Consider the following 15,502-nt stretch of genomic DNA (forward strand, 5'->3'; position numbering starts at 1 on the left):
GCCCCTGCCTTTTTGCGTCGTCTTAAGACTTAGTTCATGCCGTAGTTCGCACGGTCCAGCTTGTCGTAGATCTCTGCCTTTGCTAGTGCCGCCAGCGCGTCGGTGTCGGTGTGATCCACATCGGCCAGCAGCTCGGCCCAGCGGTCGACGATGCGCTTATAGTCTTCCAGTAACGCTTCGGGATTCTCGATCCCGCGGCCCTTGGCGTTTTCGATCAACACCGCCTCATCCGCTTTCACGAATTCCGCCAGCGCATCCTTGAGCGCCTGATCCGGCTCGAAGACTTCCAGCCCGCCTTCTTTGGCAGCAGAGACGGCTTTTTCGACGTCCTTGTCGAACTCAACCCGGTGCTGGGCCAAGTAATAGGCCATCTGGTCAAACAAAACGTCGCGCGATTCCTGCGACAGGCCCCGCCAGAACGTCGGGTTATAGCCCCACTCAAAACCGGCATAATAGTTGCCCACGGCCAGCATGTTCAAATGCGTGACCACATCGGAGAGAGAGAAGGAATCCAGCGCGTCGGCAGCCGCCACGGCACAGTCGAGCGACCCTGTGTCGAGCCCGGTGTACATCTCGCTTGAGGGGATCGACACGGGCACGGCGCCCACATGCTCAGCAAAGCGCGACCAAGCGCCGCCCGCCATGCGCAAACGCTTGCCTTGGACGTCCTCATAGGTGGCCACGGGCGTGTTGCACATCATGTAATATTCCGAGGTCGAGTAGCCGCCGCCGAAGACCACACCGTTGTCTTTCCACTCAGCCAGCGCGGCCTCATTGGTCAGGCCAAATTCGGTCGAGGCAAAGGCCATGACCATCGGGTCGGTGTTGTAAAAGGCAAAGTTGCCGATCAGGTTCGCGACCGGCAGTTCCGACGGCGTGTAGGTGCCCGCGTGATAGGTCACTTGCGCCACGCCGTCGCGCACACCTTGCAAAGAGGCGGCAGGCGGTAGCAGTGAACCACCGGCAAAAACGGTGAAGTTCACGCCACCCTTGGTTTCTTCGGCCACACGCTCAGCAAATTCCACATAGGGGCCGCGCACCATCGAATGGCGGTCCGCAAAGAAATGGTTCGCGTTCTGGGCTGCGGCAACGGTGCCGAGGCCACAGGCCGCGAGGGCCAAAAGGGATGTGTTCAGTTTCATAGTGTCGTCTCCTCCGGTTGAAATTGCGTCACTGCGCCATGAGCGAGGGCAGGAACAGGCTGATCGCGGGAAAGGCGATCAGGATAAAAAGCGTCACGATGTCCATGGCAATGAACCATGTCGTGCCCGAGATGATGTCGCGCAGCTTGACCTCGCCCGAGAGCGCACTGTGCAAGACGTAAAGGTTCAGGCCCACGGGCGGGGTCACAAGACCGATCTCCAGCAGCTTGATGCAGATGATGCCGAACCAGATCAGGTTGATGTCCGCGGCTTCAAGGACCGGGAGCAAGATCGGCAGGGTCAGCAAGATCAGACCGATGGAGTTGATCACCATACCCAAGATTACGAAGAGGGCGGCGATCATCAAAATGATCACGATCTGATTGTCAGAGACCGCCAACATCGCGTCTGTCAGCGCCCGCGGCACGCCCGACAGCCCCATGAAGCGGGTGAACATCACCGCGCCGATGGAGAGAAAGAAGATTGAAGAGGTCGCCAGCGTCGTTTGTCGGATCGCCTCGGCCAGTGCTTTCCGGGTCAGCGCGCGGCGCAGCAAAGCGACCGTCGCGGCGAGGAAAGCCCCCATGGCGCCGGCCTCGGTCGGGGTGAAAAAACCGCCAAAGATGCCGCCCAAGACGCCCAGCACAAGCACTGGAAAAGGCCAGACCGACCAGATCAGGCGCAGCAGTTGCGCGCGGTCGATCCGCTCAACAACGGGCGGCGCCAGCGTGGGCGTGACAGTGGCCCGCACAGTGATCATCGCCATATAAACAGCAGCTGATAGGACACCGGGAATGACGCCCGCGATGAACAGCTGGCCAATCGATTGCTCAGTGAAAATGCCGTAAAGCACCATGAGGATCGACGGCGGGATGAGGGAGCCCAGCGTGCCCGAGGCCGCGACCACGCCGGTGGCCAGCGAGGGGTGATATTTCGCCTTCAACATTTCCGGCACGGCGATTTTCGACATGGCCGCCGTCGTCGCGATGGACGACCCCGAGGCGGCGGCAAAAAGGCCACAAGCGCCGACACTGGCCGAGGCCAGCCCGCCCGGCACCCGCGCCAGCAGCACGCGCAGCAGATCGAAAGCGCCTGCGGTCAGCCCGGTGTTGGCGGCGATGAACCCCATAAAGAGGAACATTGGGATCGCGGTCAGCGACCAGTCCCCAATCAGGTTGAACGGCATGGCGCTGACGATGCCAAGCGCGGCTTGCAGATTGATCATGATGGTGATGCCGACAAAGGACACCGCCATCAGCGCCGTGCCGATGGACATGCGAATGGCCAGCAGGCCAAACAGGGTACCCACACCGATCCAGCCGATGACAAGATTGCTCACGACATGCCCCCGTTTAGCTCAGACTGGGTGACAGGCGCGCCGCGCAGCACCAACACCGCCCGCAGCAAGGCGGCGAGGCTGGCTAGACCAAAGCCAAGCGGCAGCGCCATGCGCGAGGGCCAAACAATGACCTCGCGCCCGCCCATCACGACCTCGCCCACCCGGAGCGCCCGCGCAGCATCAAGCCCTGTGCGCCATGTCATCACAGCAAGAATGGCAGCAGCGGCGAGGCAGCTAAAGATCAGCGCGACTTTCTGAAGCCAATCCGGGAAATGATTGAACAATAGGTCGACCGAGATTTGCTGGTCCTGCATCTCGACAAAGGCCATCGGCAGCATGACCAGCGCGACCATATAGTAGTAGGAGGACATCTCGACCGTGCCTTGGATCGGCGCGTTCCAAACCAGCTTTGCCACGACATCGGCCACGATGTTGAGCATCATCGCGATGACGCCAAAACCGCCAACAAACATCAGCCAAGAGCATATTCTGTTAAACAGCGTCAGCATCGGGCCTCCTCCCCCATACCAAGACGGGATCCGGGCCCGTTACTGCGATTCAACCTCACCGCTCGGGGGGCCGTTGACAAATAGCGATGGTTGATCGACTGATAACGAAACGCGATCGACAGGCACGAGGCGCATGGACGACAGCATCAAACCCACGCGGCTCGACCTTCGGCATCTGCGCTATGCGCTGGCCGTGGCCGATGCCAGCGGGTTCCGTGCCGCCGCAGAGACGCTTAATATCGCGCAGCCCGCCATTTCGAAAGCCGTGAAAGACACCGAAGTCGATCTCGGCTTTCGCATTTTTGACCGCAGCGGCCCGCGCGTGGTGCCCACCCCCGAAGGGGCAATTTTCCTAGAAGACGCGCGTCAGACGGTCGCACAGTTCGAGCGCACGATCCGCGCCTCGCGCCGCAATGCAGCTGGCGCGTGCGGACATATCATCGTTGGCTATTCCGCCCTTGCCACCTCACGGCAAATCTCTGAAGCGCTGGATGCATTTCATCGCACAGTGCCGGGTGTCCAAGTCGAGATGCATGTGATGTCTACCGATAACATGCTTAAAAATTTGAAGTCTGGACAGATCGACCTTGGCTTCCTGCTCTCTCATCCCACCGTCGGCGCACCAGGCATTGACCAGATGCCGGTCTGGCGCTCGCGCATCGGTGTGGTCGCCCCCGCCGGTGAAATGCCCTCAGAGGTCAAGGATCTGGAGGGCGCGCCCTTCGTCATGGGGCTGCGGGAAAACTGGCGCTCTTGGCGCGCCCTTCTGGACAGCGCATGCGATCAGGTCAACCTCGCCCCTGTGGTGGTAGATGAGGCTTGGGACGTGCAGGTGATCTTGCAACGCGTGGCCGAGCGCCGCGGTATGACGTTTTTTCCAATGAGCATGGCCGACAGCCTGCCCGCCGCCTTAACATTGGCGCCGGTTGCCGGGCTCGACGCAGAGGCAACAATCTCGATGGCGTGGAGCCTCAAGGCGGATACCGGGCTGCTGCGCCAGTTCCGCAATCACTTTCCGCCATTGGGTTGATCGCGTTCGGTTATCGCACGATACCACAAGTCTATTTGCGTCTCCGCTCCATAGCGCGATTTTATACGCCTATGGAACAAACACCGATTGCACCCTTCGACCTGCCAGAAGCGCAGCCTTTTCTTCTCGATGGGAGCAATACCGGTTTCCTCTTTTTCCATGGGTTCACCAGCACGCCGCAAAGCGTACGAGAGGTCGCTCATCAGGTTCACGCAACGAGCGGTGCCACCGTCTATTGCCCGCTGCTGGCGGGTCATGGTGAGACCCCTGCGGTCTTGGCAAAGACGGGACAAGTCGACTGGGTGGCCTCCGCCGAAGCGGCTCTCGAAACCCTGTGGTCCCGCTGCACGCAGGTGATCGTTGGCGGCCTTTCGTTGGGGGCGACGCTGTCGCTCAACCTCGCGGCCCGGTTCCCAGAGAAGATACACGGCGTGGTCAGCATCAATGGCTCAACTGGCCTCTATCGTCCTGAGGTGGTCGCGCCGCTATACGAAACGAAAGGGTCCCGTTTTATCGATGGGATCGGATCCGATATCGCCGAGCCGGGTATGACCGAGGTCTGCTATGACCGCATTCCCCAAGTAACGCTAAAAGAGCGCTTTCTCTTGACCAATGCCACCGGCGCGCTCCTGCCACTGATACGACAGCCCATCTTAATACAGCAATCGCGCCGCGATAACGTTGTAGACCCCAAAAACGCGCCTCGCATTGTCACATCGGTGGGGTCGAGCGAGATCCATCTCATCTGGTTAGAGCGATCTTATCACGTCGCAACATTAGATTATGACCGACGGCTAATCGCCGATCAGATTAGTGAATTTCTGAGCCAGTCAAAATTTCGCCATTCCGGGACACAAATTTTAACGTGATTTTTGTTCAAAGTAGCCCGAGATACCCTTTGAAAAAATCATGTTTGCGCACGGCTCTGTCGAAACATCCGCACCAGCAGCCAGACCGACAGCGCCAGCATCACAAGCGCGATGGGGGATTTCAGCAGGAACAGTGGATCGCCGCCCGAGGCGGTGAAACTGCCTTGGTTTCTGGATCGCTGATATTAGATGGGCATCTTCGGATCATGAAACCATTCTGGGGCTCGGGCTCTATGCCGTTTTGAACGTGCCCATCGTCCTCAATGGTTCAGTTCTCGGCACGATCAATTACTTGCGTGGCGATCCAGCTTTCAGTTCGCGAGAAAATCGCAGAACAAGTTGCTGCTGCACTGGCCAATCGAAGTGATCTGCGAGACTAACTTTCTATATGCCATGGTGCCGTAGGCATCAAATATTTCCCCCGTCCGTTATCCGCCACTTGGGAGCCACTCCGCGCTGGGTTGGGCGGGTTGCGGGCTTTCGCGGCATGATGCTTGAACGGCCGCTTTCATTCTTTGACTATTGAGAACAATGATTTTTCAATGGTCGAAACATTCAAGTTTTGCGATCTTAATTCTCAGCTGAGGTCCTGCACATTAGAGAGACCGTGAAAGTAAGTCGACATGACGTTCCTACCGAACTCACCAAGCACTATTCTGTTCCCAAGCCTCGCTCGCGGCATATCAGGACAAGGCCACAAGAACCGCGCCGAGCCCTATCAAACCGACGCCGCTCCATCCGGTCATTGATAACTTTTCTCCCAGAAAAACCGCAGCGATAATGGCAGCGAGCACAACGCTCAACTTGTCGATGGGTGCGACCTGCGAGACCTTGCCGAGCTGAAGCGCGCGAAAATAGCACAACCATGACGCGCCAGTCGCGAGGCCGGACAGCACCAGAAAGATCCCCGTCTTCGCGGAGATTGTAGATAGCGACTGCACCTCGCCCGTCAACCAGATCAGAAGGCCCAGTGCGAAAACAACGAAAATTGGCAAAGTTGGAGTTTACGCCCGACACCCCGACCTTCGCAAAGATCGCGGTGAGCGCGGCAAATATGGCGGCGAGAATGGCCCAAAAGAGCCGGGATTCTGAAAAGGCATGCATGATTGGTCCTCTTTTACGGTTGAGCGTTTAAGCCAGGCGAGGTTTTCCGCGCCGTTTTAGGTCAGGCACATAAAAGAGAACTGCAATTTCCGCGTCAGGACCCCAACAGAGCACGACTACGCTGTTCGCGCACGGTGATGTAGATAACCGTTAGATCGATCGCAGTCAGGATCAGCAAAGCCACGCCGCCAACAGTGAGCCATTCGAATAGTTGATAGATCACAAACGCCCAGAGCACGAAAAGCGCTGCGCGATGCGCCCATGCTGCGCCGTAAAGCAGCGCCACGACGATCGCGATGTGAAGCCCGCCGTGCGCCAGAAAGTAAGTGGTATAGAACGCCAGATCCGATGTCGGGATGACACCGGCGAGCGACATGGCGCGGGTCGCGAGAAAATCATTAGGGTTCTCCGCAAGCTCTGCGCGAAAGAACCATTGGGTGAGAGCAGGAAGGCGATCTGCTGCTCCCGCGAAGATCGCCGCAGCCGTTGCCAATTGAAGAACGCCTAAGGCTCCCTTTGCAAGAAGGGTCACTGCAAACAGCCGATGGTTGAGACGGCCTGGACTGCGCGGCGCCACAGCTGTCATCCTTCTGCCTTGGGGCGAACCAACCGCCAGACATAAAGCACAAGAACGCCTCCAAGCAGGACGTTTGTCACCGGATTGATCCACATCTCTACTTTGGCAAACTGCGCTTCCAGTAGATAGCCTGAAATGGTGAGGGCGGCCGTCCAGAGCAGGCTGCCCAACCCTGTGTAGAGTAGAAATGGCAGCAGCGGCATCCCTGTCATTCCGGCGGGGACGGATATCAGCGTTCGCACACCCGGCACCATTCGGCCCAGAAAGACCGCTTTGCCGCCATTGCGCCGAAACCACGCAAGGGAACGGTCGAGGTCTTGCTCTGAGATGGTCAGCCACCTGCCGTGCCGCGCGATGAGCCTGCGCAACCGTGCTTCGGATGCCAAAGTGCCGATCCAATACCACAAAAAGGCGCCAGCAACTGAACCGATTGTGCCGGCGATCACTACACTGACGAAGTAGAGGTCACCGCTCGCCGCGAGATAGCCAGCGAAGGGCATGATGACTTCCGAAGGGATCGGAGGGAAAACGTTCTCAAGCAGCATCAGGGTAGCGACGCCCAGGTTGCCCATGGAGGCGAGTAGCGATGTGATGAAGTCAAACATGGTCGGGCCTTTGCGGGTGGCTGTGCTGGACTGCGGGTGTCAACATTGGACCGTGCCGCTGTCTGTTTCCATCAATCCGGGACCGGTGAGGTAGGTCCAGCTGGCCGTTTTAACTGTAAAGGTCAGCTTCAGCATGCCTGTCGTTCCGGTGATTAGTCGCTCGGAGAAGGCCGCAGGCTCAAGGTTGCCCTGTGTTGATTTGCCACCGGCCCCAACCACGAAGGCGATCGTGCCGCCCTGGTCCGGTTTGCCCTCGGCATTCAGCGGCGCAGTGCGTTCGTAGAAGTGGTTGTGTCCATGTAAGACAAAGCGGACGCCTGCTTTCGCGACAAGCCGGAACAGCGCCCGCGCACTGTCAGTTCGGCTGCGCGTCACGCTCGAATACGCAGGTTTGTGGAAATATGCCGCAGTGCAGCTGTCTGTGTGCGCTGCGAGCACTTCCTTTACCCATTCTGCCTGTGCAGACCCTGGGGACGCATCAATCTCGCTGTTCAGTGACAGGATCAACCAGTTCCCGGCTTGCAGGGCGTAATAGCCGTTTCGGTCTGGCCCCGCGCGATCTTGCCAGTAATCGTAATAGGCATATGCATAAGGCGAGTGGTATTCGTGGTTTCCGGGGGTCGGCCATGTTCGTGCCCATGCAGCCCCCCAATATGGGTCGTAGCAATCTTCAAAGCCCACAGCTTCGCCGTGTTTATAAACCAGATCCCCCAAGGCGAGCACCGCCGTATTGGGGTGTTGGTCCAAGATACTTTTGGTTTCCAACATACCCTCGTTCGGCGCGGCCTTTGCCCTGGGGAGACCAACCGCATAGCGTAGGTTTCTATTTGTTCTTCCAAAGTAGCCCCCGTTTGCGCAGGAGGCGACGTCACCTGCCGCGAGAGCAGAGAACGGCAATGTCACATCCAGCTTGTGGACCCGTTTTGTGTCGAACAGTTGCGAGTGAGAGGAGCCGGTCAGTGACCGTAGGCCAGATGCCGCAATTGAGAAAAACTGCCCCTCGGTCCCAGCGATCAGAATGACGGCCGCCGATGCAGCCAGTAGGGTTCGAAAGACGGTTTTATTCATCGGGTTCTCCTCAAAAGCACCTGTAGAGTTTGCCGACTGATGAAAGGCTTACCGAAAGGTTACCAATTGGTAAGGTGTCGCTCGGACTACCGGCGGCGCTTAGGATGAAGGGAAAGGAAAATTCCAGCGCGGCAGCAAGATGATCCTGTGCCGCGCCGGTATAGATTTAGCCGTTGTCGTCATCTTTCTCGTCGTCATCGTCCATGAACGGGCCTTGTGCGATTACTGATCCGTCATTGGCATCGATAAGGATCTCGGTCATGGACCCATCCGGGGCGACGGCGACTGCCTCGTAGACAGCCTTGCCATCCTCGCTTTCGAATTCAATTGAGGTGATCTTGCCATCCACACCTTCCAAAGCAATGGTGAGTGCTTTCTGGATGTCGATCTGCGCTACAGAGAACAGTGTCATTTCTTTCGCATTTTCTGTTTCAGCCAGTGCCATTCCGGCCATCGCGACCGCACCTGCGGCAATCAGTGTGGTAAGAGAAATCATACGTTTCATCGTGGTCTTCCTGTCTTGCACGGCCCCCAACTGGAACCTCGCCTTAAGGGCACCTCGATTTTTAACCATTTTCGTAGCCGCACAGCAGTGCGTGTGGCTAGAAGCGGGAGGTAGGCAGTCGGTTGGTGCCTGGCGCCCCGGGACGGTCACGGCGCGGCGCCTTTCACGCCTGGCTTTTACGGCCTTGCGGCCTGATCTGGTCGCTGGTTTGCCCGGTCTTCATGCCGGGCACGGGTTGATGCGGCGCAACTGGACGAGGCGGCGCATGTTATAGGCAAGATTTTTCATTCCGATCTTCGCCTTGGCCCGCACCATGCCGATCGTGCGCACCAGCGTGCCGCCCATGTCGTTGGTCTGCGCGCCGAAGACATGTTCGACCCGGACCCGCACCGTGGATTTGGTTCGGTTGCTGCCCTTGGCCTGTTCGGTCAGCGGCTTGCCCCGCTTGCCCTTGCGGTGAATGTGGCTGGTCAGCTTGCGCGCTCGCAGCTTCGCCTCCATCTCCTCGGACCTATAGGCAGAATCCGCCCAGACGCCCGCGCCGGTGTTGCCCCGCATCAGCAGGTGATCCACCGCCTGACAGTCATGCACGGCTGCGTCAGTGACGTCATAGCGCCGCACCAGCTTGTGCTTGCGGTCCACATTCACATGGTTCTTGTAACCGTAATGGCTCTTGCCGTGCTTTTTCGTCCAGCGCGCGTCCAAGTCTTTCTGTGAGCGCATCGCGGGCTTGTTTTCCCAGTCCTCGGGCACCTCGCCGCTCTTGATGGTCTTGTTTTCCTCGCGGGTGTTGCGGTTCTTCGGCACCGGCACGATGGACGCATCCAGGATCTGTCCGCCCCGCGCGATGTAGCCCTGCCGCGCCAGATGGCCGTCGAATTGCTTGAACAGCGCCTCCACCATGCCCGCCTGAGCCAGCGCCTCGCGGTAGAGCCAGACCGTCTTGGCGTCCGGCACACGGTCCTCCAGTCCGAGGCCCAGGAACCTCATGAACGACAGCCGGTCGCGCACCTGATATTCAATCTGATCGTCCGACAGGTTGTAGAGCGCGCTCAGAACCAGCGCCTTGAACATCACGATCGCGTCGATCGGCTTGCGCCCCGCGCGCGATTTACGCTCTGAATCCGGTTTGCGCCAAACCCCCTCAAGCGTTGGCCGGAATTCCTCCCATGGCACCACGGCGTCGATCGCGACCAGCGGGTCCCTCTTGACATCCAAGCTCGCATAGCGGTCGGAAAGATCGAAAAAACCCATCTGCGCCATGGCTGCATCCCCTGTGCCGATCCGTCGCCTCAATCATAAAGCAGCGCCAAGGTCAGCGCAATTTTTAGAGGTGCCCTTAAGAGATAACCGACCCTTATAGCCGGGAACGTCTCCACCAGATTACTGATTGGTTAGATTGGCAGACGGTTCCACATCGACCGGCCCGCCGGCTTTGTGCGGGGTGCGAAACGCCCACAATCTGCTGAGTGCAAAAGTCAAAACCGCCGCGGAACCGGTTGAGATCCACAGGCTCACTGTGTCGGATAGATCCCCTTCGGATAGCAACATGATCAGAAGCCCTTCGTTAAAGGCAAAGCCGATCAGGGCGACAAGCGCAAATTTCCACAGCGCGCTTGATGCGCTGACTTCCTGATCGGCAAAGGAAAATCCGAGATGGCCGATGAAGCTGACCACGAAAGCGATTGTGAAGGCGAGCAGGTTCGCCAAAAGAGGATGCCAGGTCGACTGGATCAGCAGAAAGCCGATCATCAGGTGAACGAAGGTCGCGAGCAGACCGACCATCCCGAACCGCAACAACTGGCGCCACATCACAGGTGCTCCGAATCTGCGGAAAAATCCTCGGCGATGATAAAGCCAGGACGGCCTTTGACCTCGGTAAAGACCCGCGAGAGGTATTCGCCCAACACACCGATAGAGATAAGCTGCACCCCGCCCAATAACATAACGGCCACCACAAGGGTCGACCAACCCGGCACGTCGATGCCGAAGATCAGGGTGCGAACGGCAATCCAGAGGGCGTAGAGGATCGAACAGGCAGCAATTGTCATACCAACCCCTGTCCAGACCCGCAGCGGCCAAGCAGTGAAGGACGTGAGGCCGGTCAAACCCAACTTAAACAAGCCAGCAAAGCCGAATTTAGAGGCCCCGGTCGCCCGCGGGTCCAACTCAATCGCCACAGCCTTGGTGCGAAAGCCAACCCAACCATACAGCCCTTTCATGAAGCGGTTGCGCTCTGGCAAAGCGCAGAGCGCATCGACAACCCGTCGATCCATGAGCCTAAAATCGCGCGCATTGGCTGGTATCGCGGTGTCGCCGCCGATATTCAGCAGAGCGTAGAACGCGCGGGTGAAAAACCGTTTACGCCATGTCTCGTCTCGACGTTGCGCGCGGACGGCATAGACCATCTCATACCCCTCGGCGCGATGTTTCAACATGGTTTCGAGATGAAAAAGAGGTTCTTGAAGATCAGCATCGAGGATAACCACCGCTGCACCCACCGTGCGCTCCAGACCGGCCATGATCGCATGTTCCTTGCCGAAATTCCGCGACAGGCGCAGCACACGAAGCGGATATCTGGCGCATAGCTCTCGGCTTTCTTCAAATGTTCCATCAAGGCTGCCGTCATCCACAATGATGATCTCGAAGCTGGGCACCAGCCGGCGGGCATGCGCCTCTACCTGGGCCACCGTTCTGGCGATATTGCCCGCCTCATTGAACGCGGGGATCACAAAGGAAAGATCAGGAACTTGCTTTGCAGGCGGAACGATCCGGGGCTTTTCAAACCCTTCGGGACGACGGTTCATGATGCTTCCCCCTGATCCAGATCTTCGACAAACAAAATGCGGTGCCCGAACCGTCCGGCGGGGCCAAACCGCGGTCCCAAATAGGGAGCGATTTCCGAGGCGACAGCCCTCGGGATGGCCACCGCGTCGCGCAGGCCATTGTCAGCGAAAATGTCGAATGTCGCGGTTCGTTCGGTGAATTTGACGCGACCGCGGGTATAGAACTCGGCAGAAAAGCTGCGACTGCCCCAATAGGTAATCTGCACATCAAGGTCGTAACTTTGCGCCGCAATTACCAATGCGCGCTCGGATCGATTGGTGACGCTTTCTGGCTGGTAGCGCGCCAGAATCGTCACCGTTAGAAATGCTGCCCCAACGAGGCCGATGGCCACGGCTGTCGCTCTTCGACCCCACCAGCCCGGCTGCCCCCTCACTTGCGCCCAAAGCGACACCAAGAGAACCGCTGCGGCGGGAAGCCCGGGCAAAGCATAGGCTGGCAATATGTTTGCGGCGGGCGTGAAGAGGATCAGCGGCGCAACGACCCAAAGTGCGAGATAGCTGTGCCAGCCCCGGTCATTGCCCGTCACCTCGTTGACGCAAGAACCCGGCCGGGAAAGTAAGGCCAAGAAAAACAAGCTCCACGGCAGAAACGTAGCCCCGGCATAGACCCAGATCAGGCCTTTGGGCTGCTGATGGCCGGACCCGTAAAGATCCCCCTGCCAGCCCGGCACGACAAAGCGCTGGAAGTGTTCTCCGACAAGAAAGTAGCGCAGGAAACCCGGCGTCTTGATCTCGGCAAGGATATACCAAGGAAGGGTCAGCGCCGCCGCGATCAATAGCCCCGACAACCAAGGAAATCCATGTAGTTCGCGCCAGCGCCCTGTCAGCGCGAGCCACGGCACAAGCGCGATCATCGTGATGACAAGCGCGACCGGTCCCTTTGCCAAAAGGCCGATAGCGATTCCAACAAAGAACCACCGCCCCCAGGCGCTGCGCGCGGGGCTGTCCGACAGGCAATTGTAGAAGCCGATCATGCTCAATGTAGTGCCAAGCACCATGACCATGTCCGTCATTACGAAGGCCGACGCGCCGAAAAACATTAAAGATGAGGTGAGCACCGTCGTCACGACAAGAGCCTGATCTGCGCCTCGATGCTGGCGCACCCAAGTGAAAATTAGGCTTAGCACCCCCAAGGAGGCAGCAAAGATGAATACCCGCGCGCCAAAGGTTCCAACGCCAAAAAACTTCATCCCTAAGGCAGACAGCCAAGTATGTAAGGGAGGTTTGCCCCAAAACGGGACGCCATAGTCGAACTGAGGTGTGACCCAGTCCCCGGTCTCGACCATCTTACGCGCGATCTCGGCATAACGGGCTTCTGTTGAATCTGTGAAAGGCCACCAGAACAGGGCAAGCAGACGCAAGGCGAACAAAGCACCGAGCGCAAACAGCAGGAACCGTTGGTCGCTGCGCGTTAAGCCAAAGCGCCCCGCATGCTCTTGCCGCACGGCTGTGTCGAATTTGGGATCGATTGCGACCATGTTGTCCTGTCCTTTTTCTAAGGGCATAGGACGGCGGTGATCTGCAAAAGGTGGTCGGCACTATACCGATCCGTAATATTACGAAGATGGTGCAAAGCCGCAAAGCAGGCTATTTTCTCAATACCTTATGGAGCTTGAGCGCAGATGCGGGTGCTTGTTGTAGAAGATGATGGCGAAACGGCTGAGTATATCTGCACGAGCCTGAAGGCACTTGGCCATGTGACGAAACATGCGTCGGATGGCAAACAGGGCTTCCTCGATGCGCTGGACAATGACTTTGATGTCATCGTAGTCGACCGGATGCTGCCCGGCTTGGATGGGTTGACCCTCGTCAAATCAGTGCGCGGTGCGAATGTCGACACGCCGATCTTGTTCCTGAGTGCGCTTGGCGGTTTGAACGACCGGGTAAATGGATTGGAAGCCGGGGCGGACGACTACCTTGTGAAACCTTTCGCGTTTTCTGAGCTTTCCGCGCGCCTAACTGCACTTGCACGCCGCCCCCCGATGCAGGCCGAAGAAACGCGACTTCAGGTCGCTGATCTGGAGATCGACCTGATCCGCCACACTGTGTGCCGATCCGGTCAGGAGATCGCTGTGCAGCCGCGCGAGTTTCGCTTGCTGTCTTATCTGATGAAGAACGCCGAGCGGGTGGTGACACGCACCATGTTGCTGGAAGCAGTCTGGGATTTTCACTTCGACCCGAACACCAATGTCGTCGAAACGCATATCAGCCGTCTGCGCAACAAGATCGACAAACCCTTCGAGCAGCCGTTGATCCATACCGTTCGGGGCGCTGGATACAGCCTTCATGGATAACCCTAAGCGCAAAGGTCCTTCAGCGTTGCGGACATCCATACGGCTGTCTTTGCAATACTCGTTCCTCTATTCGGTGCTTTCTGCGCTCGTCTTCGCATTGGCCTACTGGTTCACGCAATACGAAGTCCAAGATTGGGTCCTCGATCAAATGCGCAGCGATGCGGCCACACTCGTTGAGATTTTTGAGTTGGGCGGCGATGAGGTGCTGGTCGACCGCGTCGACGCCCTTGCCGAAGTCAGTTTTCAGAATGCCCGGGTTTACCAGCTTCTAAATTCAGAGGGCGCAATTGTTTCCGGTAACCTGTCCTCGACCTTCGAGCGCCCCTTGCCCGACTACCTTCCGGCACAAGAATTGCCGCTTGCTGGTGAAATCCATGATGAGGTCACTGGCTATTGGCTGCGCGCAGATGACGTCGGCCCCTATCTCCTGATCCAAGGGGCAGGAGACCATATCGTCTTGGAGATACTGGAAGCGCTCGGCATAGCTTTGGTGGTAGGCTATTTGGCGGTCGTAATTCTCGGTCTCATCGTCGGTATTCGGATTGGTCGGATCACGGAAAGGCGCATCACAGCCATATCCAATACGCTTGCAGAGGCCTCTTCTGGCAACCTTTCTTCCCGGATTCCGACCGCACAAAACGCGCGCGATGATCTGTCGCGGGTATCAGCCGAGATCAATAGTATGCTCGGCCAAATTAAGCGCCTTCTCGAAAGCCAAGAGCAAATCTCGAATGATATTGCCCATGACATGCGCACACCGCTCCAGCATCTGCGACAGCGGTTGGAAAAGCTAAAGGACAGTCCAGCCATCCGCCCGCAAGACATTTCCGCCAGCCTCGATCAAACCGAAGAAATCATAGCGACCTTCAACGCCCTTTTGCGCATCGCGCAGATTGAGGGGAGTGATCGTCGCGAAAGGTTCTCGAGGAATGACCTGCGTGAGGTCATAGGCAATGTTACGGAAGTCTTCGAGCCTACTGCCGAGGATGCTGGTATTGAGTTGACGATTGAGGTGCCGGACGAACAGCTTGAGGTTGTTGGTGATAGAAATCTGCTGACGCAATTGCTGTCGAACCTTGTCGAGAACGCGATTAAGCATTGCCCGTCTGGGTCTAAAGTTCTGGTCTCGGGCGAGAAGACCCCAGGAGGGCTGATCGTGCGGATAACTGACAATGGGCCGGGGATCGAATGCCAAGATCAAGAGCGGATTTTTCGCCGGTTCTTTAGGGGCGAAAAAAGCCGAAATAGTCCGGGGAATGGCCTTGGTCTGGCATTAGTAAAAGCAATCTGCGACCTGCATGGTGCCGAAATAATCGTATCGGACAATGATCCTGGAACAGCTTTCGAGATCAATTTTTTTGCGATGAACGCGATCTCGACCTGACCATAGCCTTTCTTTGCCGTATCCAAGATGCACAGTCAAAGTCCCCTTAAAGCAGACATTGCTTGAGTGAAAGAGCAATGTCACCTACGGGTCATCCCCTGCACAACAGGCGATGCTGCAACTGCGAATAGCTTAAATCTCGGCATGGTCTAAAGGGGCTCAAAACGGACGTTCGCCGCGGAATGCAGGAAGGCCCGCTACGGACCTGGGATCACCATAATCGCTAACCG

15 protein-coding genes and 1 pseudogene are annotated in these 15,502 nt (G+C 57.8%); 4 read left to right on the forward strand and 12 right to left on the reverse strand.

Annotated features, from left to right (window positions below):
• Window positions 1-29: 29 nt before the first annotated feature.
• The 3 genes from R1T45_RS20430 to R1T45_RS20440 are packed head-to-tail and all read right to left on the reverse strand — an operon-like array spanning window position 30 to window position 2,990.
• Window positions 30-1,142, reverse strand: coding sequence for a C4-dicarboxylate TRAP transporter substrate-binding protein (locus R1T45_RS20430; RefSeq protein WP_317390114.1), 1,113 nt, complete (start codon window positions 1,140-1,142; stop codon window positions 30-32).
• A gap of 28 nt (window positions 1,143-1,170) precedes the next feature.
• Entirely contained in the window at window positions 1,171-2,481 is a 1,311-nt protein-coding gene (locus R1T45_RS20435; RefSeq protein ID WP_317390115.1) for a TRAP transporter large permease, read from the reverse strand.
• A complete protein-coding gene (locus R1T45_RS20440) occupies window positions 2,478-2,990 on the reverse strand; it encodes a TRAP transporter small permease subunit (protein WP_317390116.1) in 513 nt (170 codons plus the stop codon). Before R1T45_RS20440 ends, R1T45_RS20435 begins: the two co-directional genes overlap by 4 nt.
• A 133-nt stretch (window positions 2,991-3,123) precedes the next feature.
• Between R1T45_RS20440 and R1T45_RS20445 the strand changes: the two genes are divergently transcribed.
• Both R1T45_RS20445 and R1T45_RS20450 read left to right on the forward strand, forming a co-directional pair.
• Window positions 3,124-4,020 carry a LysR family transcriptional regulator gene (locus R1T45_RS20445; RefSeq protein WP_317390117.1) on the forward strand — a complete coding sequence of 299 codons (897 nt, stop codon included), beginning with the start codon at window positions 3,124-3,126 and terminating at the stop codon, window positions 4,018-4,020.
• 71 nt (window positions 4,021-4,091) lie between these two features.
• Window positions 4,092-4,889, forward strand: coding sequence for an alpha/beta hydrolase (locus tag R1T45_RS20450; protein ID WP_317390118.1), 798 nt, complete (start codon window positions 4,092-4,094; stop codon window positions 4,887-4,889).
• A gap of 683 nt (window positions 4,890-5,572) precedes the next feature.
• Here R1T45_RS20450 and R1T45_RS20455 read toward each other — a convergent pair.
• The 9 genes and pseudogenes from R1T45_RS20455 to R1T45_RS20495 form a co-directional block, all read right to left on the reverse strand.
• Window positions 5,573-5,993: pseudogene (locus R1T45_RS20455) on the reverse strand (EamA family transporter).
• A gap of 94 nt (window positions 5,994-6,087) precedes the next feature.
• A complete protein-coding gene (locus R1T45_RS20460; RefSeq protein WP_317390120.1) occupies window positions 6,088-6,579 on the reverse strand; it encodes a DUF2127 domain-containing protein in 492 nt (163 codons plus the stop codon).
• A complete protein-coding gene (locus tag R1T45_RS20465) occupies window positions 6,576-7,175 on the reverse strand; it encodes a DedA family protein (RefSeq protein ID WP_317390121.1) in 600 nt (199 codons plus the stop codon). The genes R1T45_RS20460 and R1T45_RS20465 overlap by 4 nt, the downstream gene beginning before the upstream one ends.
• A gap of 39 nt (window positions 7,176-7,214) precedes the next feature.
• On the reverse strand, window positions 7,215-8,243 hold the full coding sequence (locus tag R1T45_RS20470) for a metallophosphoesterase family protein (RefSeq protein WP_317390122.1): 1,029 nt from the start codon (window positions 8,241-8,243) through the stop codon (window positions 7,215-7,217).
• A 166-nt stretch (window positions 8,244-8,409) separates the two neighbouring features.
• Window positions 8,410-8,748: a PepSY domain-containing protein gene (locus R1T45_RS20475; RefSeq protein ID WP_132443700.1), complete on the reverse strand. Its 339-nt coding sequence runs from the start codon at window positions 8,746-8,748 to the stop codon at window positions 8,410-8,412.
• 219 nt (window positions 8,749-8,967) lie between these two features.
• A complete protein-coding gene (locus tag R1T45_RS20480; protein ID WP_317389285.1) occupies window positions 8,968-10,011 on the reverse strand; it encodes an IS5 family transposase in 1,044 nt (347 codons plus the stop codon).
• 120 nt (window positions 10,012-10,131) lie between these two features.
• Window positions 10,132-10,560 carry a GtrA family protein gene (locus tag R1T45_RS20485; protein WP_317390123.1) on the reverse strand — a complete coding sequence of 143 codons (429 nt, stop codon included), beginning with the start codon at window positions 10,558-10,560 and terminating at the stop codon, window positions 10,132-10,134.
• Window positions 10,560-11,555: a glycosyltransferase family 2 protein gene (locus tag R1T45_RS20490; protein WP_317390124.1), complete on the reverse strand. Its 996-nt coding sequence runs from the start codon at window positions 11,553-11,555 to the stop codon at window positions 10,560-10,562. The genes R1T45_RS20485 and R1T45_RS20490 overlap by 1 nt, the downstream gene beginning before the upstream one ends.
• On the reverse strand, window positions 11,552-13,072 hold the full coding sequence (locus R1T45_RS20495; RefSeq protein WP_317390125.1) for a glycosyltransferase family 39 protein: 1,521 nt from the start codon (window positions 13,070-13,072) through the stop codon (window positions 11,552-11,554). The genes R1T45_RS20490 and R1T45_RS20495 overlap by 4 nt, the downstream gene beginning before the upstream one ends.
• 144 nt (window positions 13,073-13,216) lie before the next feature.
• Here R1T45_RS20495 and R1T45_RS20500 point away from each other — a divergent pair, with 144 nt between their 5' ends.
• Both R1T45_RS20500 and R1T45_RS20505 read left to right on the forward strand, forming a co-directional pair.
• Entirely contained in the window at window positions 13,217-13,888 is a 672-nt protein-coding gene (locus tag R1T45_RS20500; RefSeq protein WP_120350731.1) for a response regulator transcription factor, read from the forward strand.
• The gene (locus R1T45_RS20505; protein ID WP_317390126.1) at window positions 13,881-15,272 is read left to right on the forward strand and encodes an ATP-binding protein; all 1,392 of its coding nucleotides are present in this window, start codon (window positions 13,881-13,883) and stop codon (window positions 15,270-15,272) included. The genes R1T45_RS20500 and R1T45_RS20505 overlap by 8 nt, the downstream gene beginning before the upstream one ends.
• The last annotated feature ends 230 nt before the right edge of the window (window positions 15,273-15,502 follow it).

This window comes from Sulfitobacter sp. LC.270.F.C4, from assembly GCF_032922545.1.
In the GTDB taxonomy this organism is placed as follows: domain Bacteria; phylum Pseudomonadota; class Alphaproteobacteria; order Rhodobacterales; family Rhodobacteraceae; genus Sulfitobacter; species Sulfitobacter profundi.